This is a genomic window from Pseudooceanicola sp. LIPI14-2-Ac024 (genome assembly GCF_042188925.1).
Taxonomy (GTDB): Bacteria; Pseudomonadota; Alphaproteobacteria; order Rhodobacterales; family Rhodobacteraceae; genus Pseudooceanicola.
This window is the reverse complement of record NZ_CP170102.1, coordinates 2,094,424-2,113,751: the sequence shown is the minus strand read 5'-3', so window position 1 is coordinate 2,113,751 and position 19,328 is coordinate 2,094,424. Positions and strand designations below refer to the sequence as shown.

The following is a 19,328-nucleotide window of genomic DNA, read 5'->3' as shown; positions in this document are numbered from 1 at the left end:
CCCTTAGTGTTGCTGCGGCACCGAGGTCGCGGTCGTGTCGCCCAGCCCGGTTGCCTTGGCCTTGGCACTGGCCAGCGTGTCGCGCAGCTCGGCCTCCATCTTCTGCAGGTCGGCCTCGGCGGCGGCGCGCTTGGCCTTGCCTTCGTCCGCGATCTGCAGGCTTTCCTGGATCGTACCGATCAGGTCGGCATTGGCCTGCTTGACCGCCTCGATATCGAAGACGCCGCGCTCCATCTCCTGCCGGATGACCTTGTTGCTGTCGCGCAGGTTCTTGGCATTCGCGGTCAGAAGCTCGTTGGTCAGGTCGTTGGCCTCACGCACCGCCACGGCCGCCTCGCCCGAACGCTGGATGGTCACCGCCTGGGCCAGCTGGGTCTCCCACAGCGGCACGGTGTTCACGAGGGTCGAATTGATCTTGGTCACCAGCGACTTGTCGTTCTCCTGCACCAGCCGGATCGAGGGCAGCGACTGCATCGTCACCTGGCGCGTCAGCTTCAGGTCGTGCACCCGGCGCTCCAGGTCGTCGCGCGCGGCGCGCAGGTCGCGCAACTCCTGCGCCTTCATCACCTGGTCGTTCTCGGCGGCGGCCTGCACCTCGGCCTCCTTCGACGGGATGTCGCCGGTGTCGAGGCCCTTCAGCTTCTCCTCGCCCGCCGCGATGTAAAGCGCGAGCTCGTCGTAGAAGCCCAGCGTCTTGTCATAGAGGATGTCGAGCGACTTGATGTCCTTCATCAGCGTGTGCTCGTGCTTGAGCAGGTCGTCGGTGATCTTGTCGATCTGGTCCTGCACCTCCTCGAACTTCGCGGTGAACTTGGCCAGCGGCGTCGCCCGACCCAGGAGCTTGTCCCACCAGCTGCGTTTGCGGTTGATGTCGAGCTCTTCGTTCGAGAAACCGCGGATGGTCGACACGATGTCGCGCAGGCTGTCGCCGGCCGGGCCCACGTCCTTGTTGCGCACGTCCTGCAGCATCGCCTGGCTGATCTCCTGCAGCTCGGCCTGGGCGGCGCTGCCGAACGAGACGATGGAATTGGTGTCGGTCATGTCGATCTCGGCCATGCGGGTGCGGATGGCATCGGCCACGGCCGGTTCCGCCTGGGCCAGCGGCACGACGTCTCGCGCCGGTTCGGGCAGCACGGTGTGCGTCACTTCCTCGACCATCTTCTCGGATTCCGCGGCTTTGTGGCGAACGGTATCGGACATGAACTTCACTCCCTGTTGCGGGGCGACGTGACCCCTTCGCGTTGCAGCCGCTCGCGCAGCACATCGATTTCGACGGTCAGGTCGCTGCGGTCGTCAAGCAAGAGCTTTTCGGTCCGGGCGGCGAAATTCTGCTCCAGGTCGGTCAGAAGCGCCTCGTAGGACTGGCGGGCACCCTGGCTGTGGTTGCGCTGGTAGATCTCGACGAACTTCACCGTCGCGTCGCGCGCGCCCATCAGGTAGACGCCCAGGAACCGCCGCGCCGCGGTCAGGTCGCGGGGGTCGTTTTCCACCGTGCGGATCATCTGCGTGGCGGTGTCGCGGAACCCGGCCACCCGGCCCGACAGCGCCCGGTCGCGCAGCGTGTCGATCTGCGCCTGCATGGTCTTGAGGTAGGCCTCGGCCTCGTCCACCACCCGGGCGACGCGGTCCTGCTGGTAGGTGTCCACGCCCTCGGTCATCTTGTTGCGGAGCGGGTCCGGCCCGAAGGACGCGAGGTGCAGCGCCCCGGTGATGACGCCGTAGATCACCGAAGAAAGCACGTCGGCGCCGTGCACCGTGGCCGCCAGCCCGGTGCCAAGCGCGATGCTGGCCGATCCCAGCATCTTGCGCGGGATGGCGGGGCGGCGGGCGATCTTGCGGTCGTGGTACGCGGCCTCGGCCCTCAGCCCTTCGCGCGTGAGCCAGGCACCCAGCAACCAGAGCCCCGCGCCGACCAGCCCGGTTGCAAGTCCGATCGCGCCCGATCCCAGCGACATGAAGGCCAGCACCACCGGCGGCACGAACAGGATGTTCGACCGCGCGCCGGCCGCGTCGGGGCGGTCGAGCTTGCGGCGGCTTCTGGGGGGCTGCGGGGATTGTCCGGGCTGCGACTGGCCCTGCGGGCTGTACTGCCCGCCATAGCGTTGCGCCATCAGTCGGCCCCCAGCCATCCGGTGGCGACGCCGAACATCACCACGATCAGAAGGGCATAGGACGCCTTCTGGATGGCGCCCGTGCGCCGGGGCATGGCAACGTCGGTGCTGCCCACCGGCCGACGCAGGACCGAGGCGATCAGCGAGGCCGCGGCGACCAGTGCGGCAATCAGGACCACTATGAGGATCAGCCGGGACATCGCTCCCCCTCGTGTTGGTGACGGGTTCAACATAGGTGCCGCATGCGCGATGCGCCACCCTGCCGATGCGCGCGCGCCGACGGCTCAGGCGCGGCGCGGGCGGCGGGTCCGGCGGACCGGCTTGGCGGGCTGCGGCGCATCCTCTTCGAGGCCCAGCTGGTCGCGCATCACGCGGGGGCGGATCTCCTCGACCGCGCCGACCTTGAGCGTGCCCAGCTGGAACGGCCCGTAGGAGACGCGGATCAGCCGGTTCACCGCGAACCCGATCGCCTCCATCGCGCGCCGGATCTCGCGGTTCTTGCCCTCGCGCAGGCCGACCGTGGCCCAGGCGTTCGCGCCCTGCTGCCGGTCGAGCGTGACCTGCATCGGCTGGAACCGTTCGCCGTCCAGCGTGATCCCCTCGCGCAGGGCGTCGAAATCGCTGTCCTTCGGCGTGCCCTTGATCCGCACCCGGTACTTGCGCATCCAGCCGGTGGCGGGCAGCTCGAGCTTGCGCTTGATGCCGCCGTCGTTGGTCAGCAGCAGCAGCCCCTCGGAATTCAGATCGAGCCGGCCAACCGTCATCACCCGGGGCAATCCCTCGGGCAGCTTGTCAAAGATCGTGTCGCGCCCCTGTTCGTCTCGGGTCGTCGTCACCAGCCCGGCAGGCTTGTGGTAGAGCCAGAGCCGCGCGGGCTCCGGCGCGTCGAGCGGCTTGCCGTCGACCTCGATCCGGTCCTTCGCGGTGACGTTCAGCGCCGGGCTGGCCAGCTGCTTGCCGTTCACCTTCACCCGGCCCTCGGCGATCATCTTCTCGGCGTCCCGGCGCGACGCGATGCCGGCGCGGGCCAGCACCTTGGCGATGCGATCGCCCTCGACGGGCTTGGCCGCGTCCGGTTTCGGCTTGGGCTTCTGCACCCGCGCGTCAAGCTTGCGCGGCCCGGTGGCCTTGGGCTTCGGGCGGGGCGGCGTGGCGGAGGGGGGCGGTTTGCGGGCCATGCCCCGGCTTATCCCGAATCCGCGACCGGCGGAAGCGGACTTGCGATGCGGCGGGCAGCGCGGCAGGAAGGGGCGATGACATTCGCCACGCATATGGAAACTGCGCTCGACGAGGCGCGGGCGGCCGCCGCCCGCGGCGAGGTGCCCGTGGGCGCCGTCCTCGTCGCGCCCTCGGGCGCCGTGGTGGCCCGTGCCGGCAACCGCACGCGCGAACTGTCGGACCCCTCGGCCCATGCCGAGATGCTGGTGATCCGCGCCGCCTGCGCGGCGGCGGGCAGCGAACGGCTGCCGGGCCATGTCCTCTATGTCACGCTGGAGCCCTGCGCGATGTGCGCCGCCGCCATCGCCGCCGCGCGGATCGCCCGAGTGGTCTATGGTGCGACGGACCCGAAGTCCGGCGGGGTGGCCCATGGCGCGCGGGTCTTCACCCACCCCCAGGCCCACCATGTCCCCGAGGTGATCGATGGCATCGGCGCGCAGGCGGCCGAGGCACTTCTCAGGGATTTCTTCGCCGCCCGCCGTGGCGCCGCCGATTGACAAACCCGCCCCGCGCCGCCGTTATGCCCCCGGTTTGATCGGGAGTGAGAGCATGGCGAACCTGCGCAGCGTGTTGGACGGTTTCACCGGCGAGGGCGACATCCAGCATGTCGAGGCGCCCGAGGCCTGGACCCAGGGCCGCACGCTTTACGGCGGCATGACCGCCGCGCTCTGCTGGCACGCCGCGACCCGCGCGATCGCCGACCTGCCGCCCCTGCGCGCGGCGCAGGTGGCCTTCATCGGCCCGGCCTTCGGCACGCTCGACTTCACCTGTGACCTGCTGCGGCGCGGTCGGAACTCCGCCATCGTCGAGGTCGCCTGCAAGACCGCCGAGGGCCATGCCGCCAAGGCGCTTTTCACCTGCGCCAACCCGCGCGACAGCAGCGTGTCGCACGACCTCACGCCCGGCCCCGAGGCCCCCCCGCCCGAGACGGTCGAGGATTTCCACCGCAAGCCGCCCAAGGCGCTGGCCTTCCCGCAGAACTTCGACATCAAGCTGGTGCGCGGCGGACGGCCGCTGTCGGGCGGTGCGCCCGAGATGCTGGTCTGGGCCCGGCTGAAAGAGGACGAGGGCGTCGATCCCGTCACCGCGCTGCTGGCGCTGGCCGACGTGCTGCCGCCCGGCGCGATGGCCGAGATGCCGGAATGGGGCCCGGTCTCGACCATGACCTGGGGGGTGGATTTCCACCATCCCGTCACCTCGCGCGGATGGCACCTGCTGCACACCTACAGCGACCAGGCCGCCGACGGCTACTCGCTGCAGGGCTCGGACATGTGGGATGCCGAGGGCCGTCGCGTCCTGACGGCCCGGCAGGTGGTCGCGATCTTCGGCTGACCTCACCCGGCGGGGCGGCTGATCCCCAGCGTGTCGGCCAGCAACGCCCAGGTCGCCGCCTCGAACCGCTCCGGCCATTCGACGCCCCAGCGTTCGGCGCAGGCCCGCGCCCGCGGCAGGAACTCGGCCGCGTAGGCCAGGTGCGCCGCGACCAGCGCCTCCTTGTCCGGCGCGGGGATCGGCAGGGCGGCCAGCGCCGCCTTCTGCTCGGCGGTGATCAGCCGGTTCAGATGCAGCGCGCCACCCCGGTGGGGCACCGCCGTCTCCTCGATCATCAGTTCGACCAGAAGGTTGCGCAGGTGAAAGACGCCGGTGACGCCGTTCAGCCATTCACTGCGGCCCACGACCAGTGGCAGCAGGCCGAGGATGCGCAGGAACTCGTCGAACATGTAGCGCGCCCGTCCGGGGCTGGGCGGTGCGGGCGGTGCCGCGCGCTTCATTCCCGCGTGCAGTGCGTCGCGATCGAAGAGCGGGCGCAGAGCGTCCTGCGCCTGTCCCGTCGCCTGCTCGGGCTTCAGCACGATCAGGTCCACCCGCAGCCCGTCGGCCATCACCGCGTTGATCAGCGCGGGCCGCACGATCCGGTCGCGCCACAGCACCACCTCGCCCACCCCTTTCAGTGCCGCGCGCCAGGCCGCCGCGATCCGGTCGGTCGGGCCCTCGGGCGTGACCAGAACAAAGTCGAGGTCGCTCCAGTCATCCGCCGTGCCGGTGCCGTGGCTCCCGCTCAGGAACAATGCGCGGAGCGTGTCGTCCGGCAGCAGGGCATCGGTGATCTTGGTGATGGCAAGCTCTGGCGTCATTGCGTTTCTCCGTGCAAATCGGCGGGACATTATGTCGCACCCTGCCGGGGGTAAACCCCTGCACCTTCACATATCCGCCGTTGCGGCGACGGCCGTTGACCGGGCCCGCCCGCCCGCGATCCTGCACGCCGGCCTAGCGAAACGGAGGAGGGGGAGAGCATGGCAACCATCAGCGAGATCCTGGCGGCGTGCACGGGCGAGGGGTGCGAGACGCGGGTCACCGCCCTTCCCGAATGGATGCAGGGCCGCACGCTCCTCGGGGGGCTGACGGCGGTGTTGCAGGTCCATGCGGCGCAGCGCGCCTTTCCCGACCTGCCGCCGTTGCGCTCCTCGCAATTCACCTTCTCGGGCCCCGCTGTCGAGGACCTCGTCTTCACCGCCGAGATGCTGCGCCGGGGCCGGAACTCGGCCATGGTCTCGGTCGATTGCCGCTCGGGCGACACGCTGGCGGCCCGGGCGCTCCTGACGTTTGCCGCCCCGCGCGACAGCGGGATCGTGCACGACAGCGTGCCCGCCCCGCAGGTCATCGACCCGGACGAGGCGCCGCCCTTCCATCGCCCCGGCCACACCCGCCGCGGCGGCTTCCCCGAGAATTTCGAGCTGCGCCGCCTCGGTGGCCGCCGCCCGCTCGAGGGCGGCGAGCCCGAGGTTTTCATCTGGTCGCGCCTCGTCGATGACAGCGGCATGGACCCGGTGATGATCCCGATCGCCCTCGGCGACGGCCTCCCGCCCGCGGCGATGGTGTCGCTGACCGACCGCGCGCCGGTCTCGACGATGACCTGGACGGTGGATTTCTTCCACCCGGTCGCCGCCCGCGGCTGGCACATCCTGCGATCGGTCAGCGAACAGGCGGCTGACGGCTATTCGCTCCAGCACACCGACATCTGGGACGCCACCGGTCGCCGCGTCGCGGTCGCGCGGCAGGTGGTGGCGGTGTTCGGGTAGACCCTCAGAACTCCAGGACCTCCATCACCTCGGGCGTCTTCACGTCCACGCCCGGCAGCCCCTCGATCAGCGCGTCCGCGCTCTGTTCCAGCAGCGGGAAGGTCTTGTAGTGCATCGGGATGACGGTCTTGAAGTCAAAGAACGTCCGCGCCGCGTAGGCGGCCCGTTTCATGTCCATCGTGAAATGCCCGCCGGCGGCGAGGATGCCGATGTCGGGCTTGTGCAGGTCGTGGAAGATCTTCATGTCCGCCATGACGTCCGTGTCGCCCGAGAAATAGATCGAATGGCCTTCGCCCTCGATCACGAACCCGGCCTCGGACCCGGCATAGGCGCCGTCGGGGTTCGACGAGGAATGGGTCGCGTTCACCATCGTCACCGACACGCCGTCGAGCCGGATGGTGCCGCCCTTGTTGAAGCCGGTGCAGTTCAGCGCGTCGTCCTTCGCGCCCAGCCAGCCCATCAGCTCGACCATGCCGTAAACCGGGATGCCAAGCTCCTTGGCGATGCCGGCGACGTCCGCGACGTGGTCGCCGTGGCCGTGGGTCACGAAGATGTGGGTCGCGCCGCCGATCGCCTCGTCCCGGCGGTCCGTGGGAAAGGTCGGGCCCGAGAGGAACGGGTCGATGAGCAGGACCTTGTCCTCGATCTCGATGCGGAACGAACCATGGCCGAGCCAGATGATCTTCATGGGAAACCTCCCTTGCTGTCGTGTACGCGACAGATGCTAGGGCGCGGGTGTGACACTGGCAACGCGTGGCCGGAAAATGACCGGCGCCCGGCACCACGGGGGCCGGACCGGCGCCCCGCGCCCCGGCACGCGAATGCCCGCCGGACGGGGAAAGTCACGGCTACACATCGGCAGCACGCTTCGCTACCCATGGCGTATGGTTAGGCAACTCATCCCGATCACCGCCCTGCTCTTCGGCTCCGCCCTGCTGCTTTTCGCGGGCGGCATCCATGGCCTGATCCTGCCGGTGCGCGGCTCGGCCGAAGGCTTCTCGGCCAGTTCCCTCGGCCTGCTCGGCACCGGCTGGGCCATCGGCTATGTCCTCGGCTGCATCGTCGCGCCGCGCATCGTGGGGACGGTCGGGCACATCCGCAGCTTCGGGGTGATGTGCGCTTTTGCCGCCGTGGCGATCCTGATGCAGGCGCTGATCGTCGAGACCTGGGCCTGGATCCCGATCCGCGCCGTGTCGGGCTTCTGCTTCGCGGGCGCGGCGATGATCGTCGAAAGCTGGCTGAGCGAGCGCGCCCAGCCCAGCACCCGAGGCAAGATCTTCGGCATCTACACCATGGTGAACCTCGCCGCGGTCACCGCGGGGCAGATGTCGATCGCCTTCGGCGACACCACCGGCTTCACCTTCTTCGCCATCGGCGCGATCTTCTACTGCCTGGCGCTGGTGCCGACCGCGCTCTCGACCTCGGCCTCGCCGCTGCCGCTGACCTCGGTCAAGCTCGACCTGCCGGGGCTCTGGCGCAACTCGCCGGTGGCGGTGGCGGCGGTCTTCCTCGTCGGCATCTCCAACGCCTCCTTCGGCACGCTGGCGGCGGTCTATGCCGAACGGGTTGGCCTGACTCTGACGACGCTCGCGCTCTTCGCCTCGATCCCGGTGCTGGCGGGGGCGCTGGCGCAGGTGCCAATCGGCTTTGCCAGCGACCGGATGGACCGTCGGATCGTGCTGATCGCGATCGCGGGCATCGCGACGGTGGCCGACCTGGCCTTTGCCATCCTGCTGCCGGAAAGCGCGATGACGAACTTGATCCTCGTCGGCTTCTTCGGGGCCGCGATCTATTCGATGTACCCGATCATCGTGGCCCACGCGAACGACCATGCGCCGCCGGGCACCGCGATCCAGGTGTCGGGCGGGCTCCTGATGATCTTCGGCCTCGGCTCGATCATCGGGCCGCTGGTCGCCGGTGTGATGATGACCCGCATCGGGCCGAGCGGGCTGTTCCTGACCACGCTGCTGGCCCACATCGTGATGATCGGATTCGCGATCTGGCGCATCACCCGCAGCCCGGCAGTCCCGACCGAGGACAAGGGATCGTTCCAGATCACCATGCCCGCCCGTGCCGCCACGCCGGAAACCGCGGCGCTGGCCGCGGGCGAGGACGAGGCGCTGCCGCTCGACCCCGAAACCCCGGTCGAGGCCCCGGACCCCGCGCCCGAGGACAGCCCGCCCCCGAACCGCGAGATCGACTGAGCCTCAGTCGTCGCGGAACACCGGATCGCGGTTTTCCAGGCGCGCGGTCCGCGCCTCGACCGCGTTCTCGGTACGGCCGAGTTCGAGCGTGTATTTCTGTTCGAAGATGTAGCCGTCGCGCGGTGACATCAGCTCCACGAGGTTGGCGGACCGCTTGGCGTACGTCAGCCCCAGCGGGTTCTTCTTGGCGATCTCGCGCGCCATCGCCATCACCGTCGGCATCAGGTCTTCGGGCTCCAGCGCCTCTTCGATCACGCCGAGGCGGTAGAGCTCCTCGGCTCCGAACGCCTCCCCGGTGAACATCATCCGCCGCATCCGCGACCGGCTGAAATGCTGCACCAGCAGGGACGCGCCGCCCGCCAGCCCGACGTTGATCTCGGGCATGCCGAACGTGGCCTTCTTCGACGCGAACACGATATCCGCCGCCATCGCCAGGCCAAAGCCCGCGCCAAGCGCCGCGCCCTGCACGGCACAGATCACCGGCTTGTCGTTGTCGCGGATCGGCAGGGACGTTTCCCGCACGATCCGGTTGTGCAGCGGCCCGTCGCCCGGGTCGTCGGTGTCGGGCCGATCCTTCAGGTCGGCCCCGGCGCAGAACACGTGGCCATCGGCGGCCAGAACGGCGCAGCGCACGTCCTTGCGTTCATTGATCTCGTCGAAAGCGCGGGTGATCTCGTACCGCATCTCGCGGTTCAGCGCGTTCACCTTGGGGCGGGCGAGGGTCACCACGGCGACGTAATCGCTCACCTCGTAGCGGATGTGCTCCATGTCAGTCTCCTGTGCTCCGGGGCGCGATCAGCGCGTCGAGGACGAGGCCCCCGTCCTGCCGCAGGCGGAAGGGGTTGATGTCGATTTCGGCCACGTTGAACTTCGGGTCGGCGACAAGGTGGCTGACAATGCTGACCGCCTCGGCCAGGGCGCCGATATCCATCTTTGGCCCGCCACGCCAGCCGGTCAGCAGGGCAGAGGATTTGGTCGACAGGATCATGGCGCGCGCCGTCTCCGAGCTGACGGGGGCAGGGGACAGCGCCACGTCGTGGAGCAGCTCCGCCGCCGTGCCGCCCATGCCCACCATCACCATCGGGCCAAAGACCGGGTCCTGCGATCCGCCGACGATCATCTCGACCCCGCCCTCGACCTGTTCGATCACCGCCACCCCCGCGATCCGCGCGTCGGGCTTCGCCGCCTTGGCGCGGCAGAGGATCGCGTCATGGGCCGCCCGCAGCGCGCCTTCGTCGCGCAGGTTCAGCACCACGCCGCCGATCTCGGTCTTGTGCGGCAGGTCCGCGCTGACGATCTTGGCCACCACCGGCCAGCCGATCCGTTCCGCCGCCGCCACCGCCTCGTCGGCGCTCCGGCACAGCACCTCCGCAGGCCCCCTCAACCCGGCCTCCGCCAGGAACGCCTTGGCCGCCAGTTCGTCGCCGCCCGCGAAGGCACCAGCGGGCAGGGCGGGTGCCCCCGCCTCGGCCGTCCGGGTCGCCTCCTGCAACACCCTTGAACGCCGTGCCCCTGCGATGGCGCGGATCGCCCGGTCGGGATCCAGCACATCGGCGATGCCGACGCCGTGCAGGCCGGGGCGGTAGGTGTCATAGAGGAACGTCGACAGCACCACGCAGAGATCGGGGTAGCGCCGCTTCACCTCGATCATCCGCTCGGAGAACACCTCGATCCGCGTCCCCTGGCCGACGAACGAGAAGTAGAGCTGGATCGCCCCGTACTGCCCATCCTGCGCCAGCGCCTCCATGAGGTCGCCCGCCTTGGCGATCTGCACGCCGACATTGGCCGTGGCGTCGATCGGATTGACCCCGATGCTGAGCGGAAAGATCTCGGCGATCCGCGCCCCCGTCTCTGCCTTCACCGGAGGCGTCGCCAGCCCGGCGTCCTCGGCCGCATCCGCCGCGATGATCCCCGCCCCGCCCGAGATCGTCAGGATCGCGACGTTGTCGTTCGCCGGCCGCCCCGCGATGGAGGTCACCAGCGCATATTCCAGCATCTCCTCGATTGAGGTGCAGCGCAGCGCGCCGCAGGCCGCGAAGACCGCCGAATAGGCCGCGTCGTTCCCCGCCATCCGGCCCGTGTGCGACATCGCCGCCTGCGCGCCGGTCTCGGACCGCCCGACCTTGCAGATGAACACCGGCTTGTCGGCCCGCGCAGCCTTCATCAGTGCATCCCGCAGCTTCGGCCCATCATTGCAGGTCTCGAGCGCGGCGCAGATCAGGTGCGTCTCGGGATCGTCCACCATCGCCGAGATGAAGTCGCTGGCCTCCAGATCCCCCTCGTTGCCGCAGAAGACCCCGTGGCTGACGCCCAGCCCCAGCTCGAACGCCCGGCCCATGACGTGGGTGCCAAGCGCGCCCGACTGGGTGATGATGCCGACGTGCCCGCGCTTGGGCCGGTTGTCCATCAGGTAGCCCGAGAAGGTCGCGTTGAACCCGTGCACCGCGCTGATGCAACCCAGCGAGTTCGGCCCCGAGAACCGCATCCCCGCGTCGCTTGCGATCTGTCGCAGCCGCGCCTGCGCCGCCTTGCCCGCCTCCCCCTCCTCGCCGAAGCCCGCGGTGAGGATGATCGCGCCTTTCACCCCGGCCGCCGCGCAGTCGCGCATCGTCTGCTCGACCGCCTCGGACGGGATGCAGATCAACGCGGCATCGGGCGCCGCGGGCAGGTCGGCCGCGCTGCGATAGGCCGGAAGGCCCTGCACCTCCTCCGCGCTCGGGTGGATCACGAAAATCCGGCCCGCGTAGTCCCCGTTCCGCAGATTGGCCAGCATCCGCCCCCCATCTTGGCGGGATCGGTCGAGGCGCCATAGACCACGATGGCACCGGGGTTGAGAAACGCGTCGATCTGCATGGGCTCCCCCTCGGCCCGCGACGATAGGGGCGCGCCGGGGCGGGGGCATCCGCACCGCGATGAAATCACATTCATGCGCTGCGGTTGAACGGTGTGGCCCGAAACGAAAGGGCGCGCCCCGCAGGACGCGCCCCTCGAACCTGTTTCGCCCGGGGTCAGAGCGTGATGCGGTAAAGCGCGAAGCCGTCCGCGCCGTCGCCGGCCGGCTCGATCGAGACGCCCTTGACGCTGTCGGCATAGTCCGCGCCCTTCGGCCCGGTCTCGAACAGCACGGTGGTGCCGTCCATCGGCGCAAAGGTCCAGTTGGCATCGGCCGAGGGATGGATCGTCCCCTGGTCGACGATGTAGCGGACGATCACGTCGCGGTTGGTGTCCGGCCCCTCAAAGACGATGGTGTCACCCATGGCCCCCGGGAAACCGCCACCGCCCGAGGCGCGGTAGTTGTTGGTGGCGACGATGAATTCCATCTCGTCGGTCACCGGCTGTCCGTCGTAGGCAAGGTTCACGATGCGGCTGGCGTCGGGATTGGTCTCGACACCCTTGGCGTCGAACCGCGACGGCTGGCTCAGGTCGATCTGGTAGGTGACCCCGTCCATCACGTCAAAGTTGTAGCTGGGGAAATCCGGGTTCAGCAGCGGCGCGTCCTGCGCCCCCGGCGCGACCTGGTTGAACGCCCCGGCCGACCGTTCCAGCCACCCCTTGAGCTGCGCGCCGTTGATCTTCACCGCGCGGATCGTGTTGGGGTAGAGGTAGAGGTCGGCGACGTTCTTGATCGCCACGTCCCCGACCGGCACGTCGGTGTAGTACTCCGGCCCGCCCCGGCCGCCGGCCTTGAAGGGGGCCGCGGCAGAGAGCAGCGGCAGCCCCTCGTGTTCCGTGCCCTTCATCATCTCGGCGATGTACCAGGTCTGGGCGATCGACACGATCTGCACCGACGGGTCGTCGGCCACGAGCGCAAAGTAGGAATAGAGCGGCGCATCAGTCTTGCCGACCGCGCGGCGGACGTACTCCAGCGTCGCGTCGTGCTCTTCCTGCACCGAGGCTTCGACATCGGCGCTGCTCTCGACCAGCGCGGTGATCGACCGGTCCTCGTTCCGCTGGTAGATCGGCCGGGTCGAGACGTCGTGCATCAGCACCCGCCACTCGTTGCCGTCCTTCTCCAGCATCAGGTCGATCAGCCCCATGTGGGAGCCCCAGAAACCGCCCATCGTGGCGGGCTTTCCGTGGATCGTGCCCTTGGCCGCGTCGACCGCGGCGTAGCCGTCGTAGGTCGGCGAGGGGAAGACGAGGTGCGAATGCCCGGTCAGAACCGCGTCGATCCCCTCGACCTCGGCCAGCGGGACGCTTGCGTTCTCCATCCCGTCGGTGTGATCGGCCGACCCGATGCCGGAATGGCTGAGCGCCACGATGATGTCGGCGCCGGCCTCCTTCATCTGCGGCACCCAGGCCTTGGCGGTCTCGACGATGTCGCGGGCGTTGACGTTGCCCTCGAGGTGCTTGCGATCCCAGTTCATGATCTGCGGCGGCACGAAACCGATCAGGCCGACCTTGATCGCATGCTCCTGGCCTGCGCCGTCGGTCACCGTGTGGTCGAGGATCACGTAGGGCGGCAGCAGCGTCTTGTCCTCGGTCGGGGTGGCGCCCATTTCCTTGGCCACGTTGGCCGAGACGATGGGGAATTCCGCCCCCGCCACCGATTTCATCAGGAAATCGAGGCCATAGTTGAATTCGTGGTTGCCGAGCGTCGAGGCGTCGAAGCCGAGCGTGTTCATCGCCTTGATGACCGGGTGGACGTCGCCCTCTTTCATGCCCCGTTCATAGGCCACGTAATCGCCCATCGGGTTGCCCTGGAGGAAGTCGCCGTTGTCGATCAGCAGCGCGTTGGTCGCCTCGGCGCGGATGTCGTTGATATGCGCCGCGGTGCGGGCCAGGCCGACCGTGTCATCCGGCTTGTCGGCGTAATAATTGTACGGAAAAACATGCACATGAAGGTCCGTCGTCTCCATGATGCGGAGGTGCGCCTGCTGCGATGCCGCCCGGGCCGAGAAAGGGTGGAGCGTGATCAAACCTGCACCGGCAATAGTGCCGGACAGGAACGTCCGGCGGTTCAGCGTGTTTCGAGTTCGAGCGTGTCATCCTGTGACCTCCTGATTCCGTCTGGGCGGAATGGTGTCCCCGTTCGTGACAGCGCCGTTAAGCTTTTTTGACGTGGCTCCGAATTTTTCGCGAGCCTCCGCCTAATGATACATGAAACATGCATCTATTGGGAATCCTTTCTGATTGCCTGCGCGATTGCACTTCCCTGACGGTCACGTCACTTTGGCCGAAAAAGGGGAGGTCGGTATGCGGATAGCGGAACAGGTCACTTTCGGCGGATCGGGATTGGACAGGGCGGCCGAGCTGCGCGGCAACGAGGACGTGCTGCGGTTCGCCCGCGGCGCGGGCACCTCGCGCTGCATCGTGCTCTGGCGCGGCAACCCGCTGCTCGACGGCGGCGATGCCCCCGCCCTGGCCCGCCTGCCGATGGACCATCCGCTGCTGGCCATCGGGGACGAGGTGCCGATCCTGCTGGGCCGGGACGAGGACGGGCTGATCTTCGGGCAGGACATCTCGGCCTGGCGGCCCGAGGGCGCGCCGGTGCACGACGCCGGCCCCGGACGGCGGCACGAGGTCGAACTGCCCAAGCACCCCGAGCAGGACGAAGGCCATCTCTTCGGCGAACTGCGGGTGATCATGGCGCAGCTCACCCCGCGCGACGCCGAACTCGCCGCGACCGCCAAGGCGGTCTATTCCTGGCATGAGAGCCACCGCTTCTGCGCACGCTGCGGCAGCCACAGCCGCATGGTGATGGCCGGCTGGCAGCGCCATTGCGACGACTGCGGCGGCCAGCACTTTCCGCGCACCGACCCGGTGGTGATCATGCTGATCACCCATGGCAACGACGTCCTGCTCGGCCGCTCTCCGGGCTGGCCCGCGGGGATGTACTCCCTGCTCGCCGGCTTTGTCGAACCGGGCGAGACGATCGAGGCCGCCGTCCGCCGCGAGGTGATGGAGGAGACCCGCGTGCCCGTCGGCCCGGTCTCCTACCTCGCCAGCCAGCCCTGGGCCTTCCCGGCCTCGCTGATGATCGGCTGCCGGGGCGAGGCGACGGGGCGCGAGATCGACATCGACCCAATCGAACTGGAACAGGCCTTCTGGCTCCCGCGCGAGGAGATGGCCGAGGTCTTCGCCGGCGAACATCCCGCGATCAAGGCGCCGCGCCGCGGCGCGATTGCCGAGTTCCTGCTGCGTAACTGGCTTGCGGACCGGCTGGAGTGACGGACATGGGCAGAGCGCAGACAGGGCAGGGGAGCCGGGCATGAAACTTGTCGCCAAGCAGGACATCGACGCGCCGATTGACCAGGTGTTTGCCGAGGTGTCGGATTTCGACCGCTTCCTGCACGGCGCCGTGCAGCGCGGCGCGACCATCGAGCGGACCGACACCTTGGCCGTGCCCGGCGTCGGCATGACCTGGGACGCGGCCTTCGACCTGCGCGGGCGGCGGCGCGAGACGACGGTGCGGATGACCGATTACGACCGGCCGAACGGCATGCGGTTCGAGGCCGAGAGCGCGGGCCTCGACGCCACCTGCTGGATCGAACTGGTCGCGCTGTCGCCGCAGGCCACGCGGATGAAGCTGCACACCGAGCTGACGCCCAACACCCTCTCCGCCCGGCTGTTGGTGCAGTCGCTGAAGCTGGCCAAGGCAAGCCTTGTCACGCGGATGGAGGCGCGGCTGGCCAAGTACGGCCGCGCGATCGAGGATCGCGCCCGCCGCCAGGCCTGACGCCCGCCCTCAGTGGCGGCGCGCGTCCGCCGGGTAGACGCCCAGGATCTCGAGGTACGAGGTGAAATAGCGCAGCTCGTCCAGCGCGCGCGCCACGGCCGGATCCTCGGGATGCCCCTCGATGTCTGCATAGAACTGGGTCGCGGTGAACGACCCGTTCTTCATGTAGCTTTCCAGCTTGGTCATGTTGACGCCGTTGGTCGCAAAGCCACCCATGGCCTTGTAGAGCGCCGCCGGAATGTTGCGCACCTCGAAGACGAAGGTCGTCAACATGCCGTGATCCCCGCGCTCGCTCTCGTCGATCTCGGGCGACATCAGCAGAAAGCGGGTGGTGTTGTGGCCGTGGTCCTCAACGTCGGAGGCCAGCACCTCCAGCCCGTAGATCTCGGCCGCCAGCGCCGAGGCCAGCACCCCGGACCGCCGGTCGCCGCTCTTGGCCAGTTCCGCCGCCGCGCCCGCGCTGTCGGCGGCGGTCTCGGACCGGATCCCGTGTTCGCGCAGGAAGGCCCGCGCCTGCGGCACCAGCACGAGGTGGGCGCGCACCTTCTCGACCTCGTCCAGGGTCACACCGGGCAGCGCCATCAGGCTGATCCGGACCCGGACGAAATGTTCTTCGATGATGTGCAGGCCCGACTGCGGCAGCAGCGAATGGATGTCCGCGACCCGCCCGTAGGTGGAATTTTCCACCGGCAGCATCGCCAGGTCGGCGGCGCCGCTCTTCACCGCCTCGATCGCCTCTTCAAAGGTCTTGCACGCCACCGGCACGTGATCCGGCCGCGCCTCGGCGCAGGCCTGGTGCGAATAGGAGCCGAGTTCCCCCTGGAAAGCGATACGTGTTGTCATGGTCCTGCCGGTCGTTGCTCCCCCGGGGGCGGGCGATTGGTCGCGGTAACTACACCTTGCGCAGGCCAAGGTGAAGCGGATAGATACCCGCCAAAACGTACGGAATCCAGCAAAGGGCGCGCGACTCCATGTTCGATACGATGACTTTGACCAAGATTGTGGGCGGTTTCTGCGGGGCGCTTCTTGTCTTCCTGCTCACCGCCTGGGTCGCCACGGCCATGTTCACCGTTGGCGGCGACCACGGTCACGGCGAAGATCATGCCCAGGCCTACGTGATCGAAACCGGCGCCGAAGAGGGTGGCGCGGCCGAAGAGGAAGGCCCCGCCTTCGAAGAGCTCTACGCCTCGGCCGACCCCGAAGCCGGCGCCAAGGTCTTCAACAAGTGCAAGGCCTGCCACAAGATCGACGGCACCAACGCCACCGGCCCGCACCTCGACGGCGTGGTCGAACGCGCGGTCGACTCGGTCGAAGGCTTTGCCTATTCCGGCGCCCTGGAAGAGCACTTCGAAGTCTGGCACCCCGAGAACCTCGACATCTTCATCGAGAACCCGAAAAGCGCCGCTCCCGGCACCAAGATGTCCTTCGCCGGCATCAAGAAGGCCCAGGACCGTGCCGACCTGATCGCCTATCTCGCGACGCTGAACTGATCCCGACCGGCCATGCGCCGGGCAGGGGCCGCCGACCGACAGGTCGGCGGCCCTTTTCGTTTGCGGCTCACGGTCTGAGGTCGCGGTAGACCCCGAATTCCGCCTGCACGCCCAGCCCGGCCATGAACTCCGCCGGGCGGAAGCCGTCCGCGCGCTGCGCCGCACCCACCCGGTCACGGGCCGCCTCGATCGCCGGCTGGCCGGTCCATTCGACCAGCGTCAGGATGGCGCTCCGCCCCTCGGCCAGCGGCTGCTCGACCAATGTATCGCGCACGAAACCGGGACAGTCGCGCAGCACCGCGTGGGTCTGCCGGACCCGTTCCAGAAAGGCGTCGCGGGCGGGTGCGGGCACCACGAACCTGTCGATGCGATAGACCACGTCTGACATGGGAACCTCCATTATGACAGCATGCTGTCGAATATCGGAAGTTGACAGCAGGCTGTCAATATGTGGAATGGCATCATGACCGACGACGCGACCACCGACACCACCGGACGCCTGATCTTCGAGGTGCTGCGCCTCGGCGGGCGGCTGGCGGCGGCGGGCGATGCGCTGGTCGGCGATCTCGGGCTCAGCAGCGCGCGCTGGCAGGTGCTCAGCACCGCGGCCTTCGGCCCCGACCGGCTGACCGTCTCGGGCATCGCCCGCAGCCTCGGGCAGGCGCGACAGTCCGTGCAGCGCGTGGTCAACGAACTCGAGGCCGCGGGCTTCGTCGCGATGCAGGACAACCCGGCGCACCAGCGCGCCCGGCTCGTCACACCCACCGATGGCGGTCGCAAGGTCCTGGCCGAGGCCGAGGCCCGGCGCATCGACTGGACCGCCAGCATCGCGCAGGCCCTTGCGGACACCGATGTCGCCGCCGCCGAGGCCGCGCTGATCCGCCTGCGCCAGCACCTCGACGGCTGAGCGGGATGTACAGGCTCAAACCGGGGATCAAGCGCGATCCGCTCCGCCGCTGGCACCTGCCCGACCGCGTGTTCTTTGGCCACGGCGCCTGCCACATCCTCGCCGGGGTATACCTTTCCGATCCGCCGCTGCCGGGGTTCCGGGCCGAACGGATTCGTCCCGCGGATGACCGGCCCGGCAACCACATCTTTGTCACCGACGGCACCGTGGCCTTCGATTTCCATGGCTACAGCCTCCGCACCAGCCTATTGCGCCACCATGCCCGCGGCTGGTCGCGGCTGACCGACGCGGGGTGGACCTGCACCGTCGCGCCCGTCGATTTCGACCTGCTCGACACCGACGCGCTCAACGCCCGCAAGATGCTTGGCCCGGGCCAGTACCACGGCGACCCGGTCGCCCGCGCCCGCACGTTCCTCGCCCGCATCGACCACGGCACCGTCGCGTTGCGGGCCGCCCGCATCCACGCCTGACGGCCCCCTTGCGTCCCCGCGTCACCGGCGTAGCCTGTCACCGATGACGTGTGGGAGGCGCGGATGACCGACGACGGCAAGGTGATCGACTGGCTCATGCAGGGCGACCCGGCGATCCGCTGGCAGGTGATGCGCGATCTCTTCGACGCGCCCGAGGCGGACTGGCAGGCCGAACGCGCGCGGGTCGAGACCCACGGCTGGGGCGCCCGCCTGCTGGCCTGCCAGGACAGCGACGGCCTCTGGGCGGGCGGGGCATTCGCACCCGCGGATTTCGACTGGTCCACCATCCAGGCCGAGGGACAGCCCTGGACCGCCACGACCTTTGCCCTCACGCAGCTGCGCGACTTCGGCCTCGACCCCGGCAGCGAACGGGCGGCGGCAACCGTCGACCTGGTCGGCCGCAACGCCAAGTGGGAAGAGGGCGGCCAGCCGTTCTGGCAGGGCGAGGTCGAGGAATGCATCAACGGCCGCACCGTCGCCGACGGTGCCTATTTCGGCGTCGACGTGGCCCCCATCGTGGCCCGGCTGGTGGACGAGGTGCAGCCCGACGGCGGCTGGAACTGCGAACGCTGCAACGGCTCGGTCAAATCCTCCTTCGCCAGCACGATCAACGTGCTCGAAGGGCTGCTGGAATTCGAGCGCGCCACCGGCGGGACCGCCGCCTCCCGCGCCGCCCGCCGTTCGGGCGAGGATTACCTCCTGGCCCGTGGCCTCTACCGCCAGCTTGGCACCGGGGCGCTGGCCGACGACACCTTCCTCAAGCTCGCCTACCCGCTGCGCTGGCGCTACGACGTGCTGCGCGCGCTCGACCACTTCCGCGCCAGCGGCCTCTGGGACGGGGCCGACGCCGACCCGCGCCTGCGCGACGCGATCACTCATCTCAGGCTGAAACGGCGCGAGGACGGCACCTGGGCCGCCGACTGGGTCCTGCGCGGCCGCACCTGGTTCGAGATGGAGCCCGGCCCCGGCCAGCCCTCGCGCTGGTTGACGCTGCGGGCGCTCCGCGTGCTCCGCTGGTGGGACGAGAGCGCGGCAGAGCCCTGATCGCCCGCAAAACCGGCATTTCCCCGCTGCCGTGGCGGAAATCAATCACGCGCCTGTCACGTATTCTCAACTTGAACGTGGCCGATGCGCTCCTTTAGCTTACGTGCCAATGGCGGAGGCCCACT

21 protein-coding genes are annotated in these 19,328 nt (G+C 69.0%); 10 read left to right on the top strand and 11 right to left on the bottom strand.

Features of this window, described 5'->3' with window-relative positions:
- Positions 1–3: 3 nt before the first annotated feature.
- The 4 genes from ACE2AC_RS10365 to ACE2AC_RS10350 all read right to left on the bottom strand — a co-directional run bounded on the left by ACE2AC_RS10365 (position 4) and on the right by ACE2AC_RS10350 (position 3,289).
- Entirely contained in the window at positions 4–1,200 is a 1,197-nt protein-coding gene (locus ACE2AC_RS10365) for a toxic anion resistance protein (protein WP_375692016.1), read from the bottom strand.
- A gap of 5 nt (positions 1,201–1,205) precedes the next feature.
- Positions 1,206–2,111 carry a 5-bromo-4-chloroindolyl phosphate hydrolysis family protein gene (locus ACE2AC_RS10360; protein WP_375692015.1) on the bottom strand — a complete coding sequence of 302 codons (906 nt, stop codon included), beginning with the start codon at positions 2,109–2,111 and terminating at the stop codon, positions 1,206–1,208.
- On the bottom strand, positions 2,111–2,311 hold the full coding sequence (locus tag ACE2AC_RS10355) for a hypothetical protein (RefSeq protein ID WP_375692014.1): 201 nt from the start codon (positions 2,309–2,311) through the stop codon (positions 2,111–2,113). The genes ACE2AC_RS10360 and ACE2AC_RS10355 overlap by 1 nt, the downstream gene beginning before the upstream one ends.
- Before the next feature lie 84 nt (positions 2,312–2,395).
- Complete coding sequence (locus tag ACE2AC_RS10350) at positions 2,396–3,289, bottom strand: pseudouridine synthase (RefSeq protein WP_375692013.1); 894 nt, start codon at positions 3,287–3,289, stop codon at positions 2,396–2,398.
- A gap of 75 nt (positions 3,290–3,364) precedes the next feature.
- Between ACE2AC_RS10350 and ACE2AC_RS10345 the strand changes: the two genes are divergently transcribed.
- Positions 3,365–3,826: a nucleoside deaminase gene (locus ACE2AC_RS10345; RefSeq protein ID WP_375692012.1), complete on the top strand. Its 462-nt coding sequence runs from the start codon at positions 3,365–3,367 to the stop codon at positions 3,824–3,826.
- Positions 3,827–3,878: 52 nt separating this feature from the next.
- A complete protein-coding gene (locus tag ACE2AC_RS10340; protein ID WP_375692011.1) occupies positions 3,879–4,661 on the top strand; it encodes an acyl-CoA thioesterase in 783 nt (260 codons plus the stop codon).
- 2 nt (positions 4,662–4,663) lie between these two features.
- Here ACE2AC_RS10340 and ACE2AC_RS10335 read toward each other — a convergent pair whose 3' ends face one another.
- Positions 4,664–5,464 (bottom strand): nucleotidyltransferase domain-containing protein, encoded by an 801-nt coding sequence (locus ACE2AC_RS10335; RefSeq protein ID WP_375692010.1) that lies wholly within the window; start codon positions 5,462–5,464, stop codon positions 4,664–4,666.
- A gap of 159 nt (positions 5,465–5,623) precedes the next feature.
- Here ACE2AC_RS10335 and ACE2AC_RS10330 point away from each other — a divergent pair, with 159 nt between their 5' ends.
- Positions 5,624–6,409, top strand: a complete 786-nt coding sequence (locus tag ACE2AC_RS10330; protein ID WP_375692009.1) for a thioesterase family protein — start codon at positions 5,624–5,626, stop codon at positions 6,407–6,409.
- A 4-nt stretch (positions 6,410–6,413) separates the two neighbouring features.
- Here ACE2AC_RS10330 and ACE2AC_RS10325 read toward each other — a convergent pair whose 3' ends face one another.
- Positions 6,414–7,097, bottom strand: coding sequence for a metal-dependent hydrolase (locus ACE2AC_RS10325; RefSeq protein WP_375692008.1), 684 nt, complete (start codon positions 7,095–7,097; stop codon positions 6,414–6,416).
- A 196-nt stretch (positions 7,098–7,293) separates the two neighbouring features.
- Here ACE2AC_RS10325 and ACE2AC_RS10320 point away from each other — a divergent pair, with 196 nt between their 5' ends.
- Complete coding sequence (locus ACE2AC_RS10320) at positions 7,294–8,613, top strand: MFS transporter (RefSeq protein WP_375692007.1); 1,320 nt, start codon at positions 7,294–7,296, stop codon at positions 8,611–8,613.
- 3 nt (positions 8,614–8,616) lie between these two features.
- Here the strand turns inward: ACE2AC_RS10320 and ACE2AC_RS10315 are convergent, their stop codons facing one another.
- From ACE2AC_RS10315 to ACE2AC_RS10305, 3 genes are all read right to left on the bottom strand, one after another.
- Positions 8,617–9,381 (bottom strand): enoyl-CoA hydratase/isomerase family protein, encoded by a 765-nt coding sequence (locus tag ACE2AC_RS10315; protein WP_375692006.1) that lies wholly within the window; start codon positions 9,379–9,381, stop codon positions 8,617–8,619.
- 1 nt (position 9,382) lies between these two features.
- Complete coding sequence (locus ACE2AC_RS10310) at positions 9,383–11,386, bottom strand: acetate--CoA ligase family protein (RefSeq protein ID WP_375692005.1); 2,004 nt, start codon at positions 11,384–11,386, stop codon at positions 9,383–9,385.
- A gap of 235 nt (positions 11,387–11,621) precedes the next feature.
- A complete protein-coding gene (locus tag ACE2AC_RS10305; protein ID WP_375692092.1) occupies positions 11,622–13,577 on the bottom strand; it encodes a bifunctional 2',3'-cyclic-nucleotide 2'-phosphodiesterase/3'-nucleotidase in 1,956 nt (651 codons plus the stop codon).
- Positions 13,578–13,809: 232 nt separating this feature from the next.
- On the opposite strand from ACE2AC_RS10305, the gene nudC reads away from it, so the two are divergent.
- Positions 13,810–14,784: an NAD(+) diphosphatase gene (nudC, locus tag ACE2AC_RS10300; RefSeq protein ID WP_375692004.1), complete on the top strand. Its 975-nt coding sequence runs from the start codon at positions 13,810–13,812 to the stop codon at positions 14,782–14,784.
- 40 nt (positions 14,785–14,824) lie between these two features.
- Positions 14,825–15,292, top strand: a complete 468-nt coding sequence (locus ACE2AC_RS10295) for an SRPBCC family protein (protein WP_375692003.1) — start codon at positions 14,825–14,827, stop codon at positions 15,290–15,292.
- Positions 15,293–15,301: 9 nt separating this feature from the next.
- Here the strand turns inward: ACE2AC_RS10295 and ACE2AC_RS10290 are convergent, their stop codons facing one another.
- Complete coding sequence (locus ACE2AC_RS10290) at positions 15,302–16,135, bottom strand: prephenate dehydratase (protein WP_375692002.1); 834 nt, start codon at positions 16,133–16,135, stop codon at positions 15,302–15,304.
- A gap of 128 nt (positions 16,136–16,263) precedes the next feature.
- Here ACE2AC_RS10290 and ACE2AC_RS10285 point away from each other — a divergent pair, with 128 nt between their 5' ends.
- Positions 16,264–16,782, top strand: coding sequence for a c-type cytochrome (locus ACE2AC_RS10285; protein ID WP_375692001.1), 519 nt, complete (start codon positions 16,264–16,266; stop codon positions 16,780–16,782).
- A 67-nt stretch (positions 16,783–16,849) separates the two neighbouring features.
- Here ACE2AC_RS10285 and ACE2AC_RS10280 read toward each other — a convergent pair whose 3' ends face one another.
- A complete protein-coding gene (locus ACE2AC_RS10280) occupies positions 16,850–17,170 on the bottom strand; it encodes an antibiotic biosynthesis monooxygenase family protein (RefSeq protein WP_375692000.1) in 321 nt (106 codons plus the stop codon).
- Positions 17,171–17,245: 75 nt separating this feature from the next.
- Here ACE2AC_RS10280 and ACE2AC_RS10275 point away from each other — a divergent pair, with 75 nt between their 5' ends.
- From ACE2AC_RS10275 to ACE2AC_RS10265, 3 genes are all read left to right on the top strand, one after another.
- On the top strand, positions 17,246–17,689 hold the full coding sequence (locus ACE2AC_RS10275) for a MarR family winged helix-turn-helix transcriptional regulator (protein WP_375691999.1): 444 nt from the start codon (positions 17,246–17,248) through the stop codon (positions 17,687–17,689).
- Between the two features lie 5 nt (positions 17,690–17,694).
- Positions 17,695–18,159, top strand: a complete 465-nt coding sequence (locus ACE2AC_RS10270; RefSeq protein ID WP_375691998.1) for a hypothetical protein — start codon at positions 17,695–17,697, stop codon at positions 18,157–18,159.
- Positions 18,160–18,222: 63 nt separating this feature from the next.
- Positions 18,223–19,203: a squalene cyclase gene (locus ACE2AC_RS10265; protein ID WP_375691997.1), complete on the top strand. Its 981-nt coding sequence runs from the start codon at positions 18,223–18,225 to the stop codon at positions 19,201–19,203.
- Positions 19,204–19,328: the final 125 nt, after the last annotated feature.

What these genes read in the sequence shown, in the direction of transcription:
- ACE2AC_RS10365 (WP_375692016.1), bottom strand. Translation starts at nt 1,200, where the DNA reads ATGTCCGATACCGTTCGCCACAAAGCCGCGGAATCCGAGAAGATGGTC.
- ACE2AC_RS10360 (WP_375692015.1), bottom strand. Translation starts at nt 2,111, where the DNA reads ATGGCGCAACGCTATGGCGGGCAGTACAGCCCGCAGGGCCAGTCGCAG.
- ACE2AC_RS10355 (WP_375692014.1), bottom strand. Translation starts at nt 2,311, where the DNA reads ATGTCCCGGCTGATCCTCATAGTGGTCCTGATTGCCGCACTGGTCGCC.
- ACE2AC_RS10350 (WP_375692013.1), bottom strand. Translation starts at nt 3,289, where the DNA reads ATGGCCCGCAAACCGCCCCCCTCCGCCACGCCGCCCCGCCCGAAGCCC.
- ACE2AC_RS10345 (WP_375692012.1), top strand. Translation starts at nt 3,365, where the DNA reads ATGACATTCGCCACGCATATGGAAACTGCGCTCGACGAGGCGCGGGCG.
- ACE2AC_RS10340 (WP_375692011.1), top strand. Translation starts at nt 3,879, where the DNA reads ATGGCGAACCTGCGCAGCGTGTTGGACGGTTTCACCGGCGAGGGCGAC.
- ACE2AC_RS10335 (WP_375692010.1), bottom strand. Translation starts at nt 5,464, where the DNA reads ATGACGCCAGAGCTTGCCATCACCAAGATCACCGATGCCCTGCTGCCG.
- ACE2AC_RS10330 (WP_375692009.1), top strand. Translation starts at nt 5,624, where the DNA reads ATGGCAACCATCAGCGAGATCCTGGCGGCGTGCACGGGCGAGGGGTGC.
- ACE2AC_RS10325 (WP_375692008.1), bottom strand. Translation starts at nt 7,097, where the DNA reads ATGAAGATCATCTGGCTCGGCCATGGTTCGTTCCGCATCGAGATCGAG.
- ACE2AC_RS10320 (WP_375692007.1), top strand. Translation starts at nt 7,294, where the DNA reads ATGGTTAGGCAACTCATCCCGATCACCGCCCTGCTCTTCGGCTCCGCC.
- ACE2AC_RS10315 (WP_375692006.1), bottom strand. Translation starts at nt 9,381, where the DNA reads ATGGAGCACATCCGCTACGAGGTGAGCGATTACGTCGCCGTGGTGACC.
- ACE2AC_RS10310 (WP_375692005.1), bottom strand. Translation starts at nt 11,386, where the DNA reads ATGCTGGCCAATCTGCGGAACGGGGACTACGCGGGCCGGATTTTCGTG.
- nudC (WP_375692004.1), top strand. Translation starts at nt 13,810, where the DNA reads ATGCGGATAGCGGAACAGGTCACTTTCGGCGGATCGGGATTGGACAGG.
- ACE2AC_RS10295 (WP_375692003.1), top strand. Translation starts at nt 14,825, where the DNA reads ATGAAACTTGTCGCCAAGCAGGACATCGACGCGCCGATTGACCAGGTG.
- ACE2AC_RS10290 (WP_375692002.1), bottom strand. Translation starts at nt 16,135, where the DNA reads ATGACAACACGTATCGCTTTCCAGGGGGAACTCGGCTCCTATTCGCAC.
- ACE2AC_RS10285 (WP_375692001.1), top strand. Translation starts at nt 16,264, where the DNA reads ATGTTCGATACGATGACTTTGACCAAGATTGTGGGCGGTTTCTGCGGG.
- ACE2AC_RS10280 (WP_375692000.1), bottom strand. Translation starts at nt 17,170, where the DNA reads ATGTCAGACGTGGTCTATCGCATCGACAGGTTCGTGGTGCCCGCACCC.
- ACE2AC_RS10275 (WP_375691999.1), top strand. Translation starts at nt 17,246, where the DNA reads ATGACCGACGACGCGACCACCGACACCACCGGACGCCTGATCTTCGAG.
- ACE2AC_RS10270 (WP_375691998.1), top strand. Translation starts at nt 17,695, where the DNA reads ATGTACAGGCTCAAACCGGGGATCAAGCGCGATCCGCTCCGCCGCTGG.
- ACE2AC_RS10265 (WP_375691997.1), top strand. Translation starts at nt 18,223, where the DNA reads ATGACCGACGACGGCAAGGTGATCGACTGGCTCATGCAGGGCGACCCG.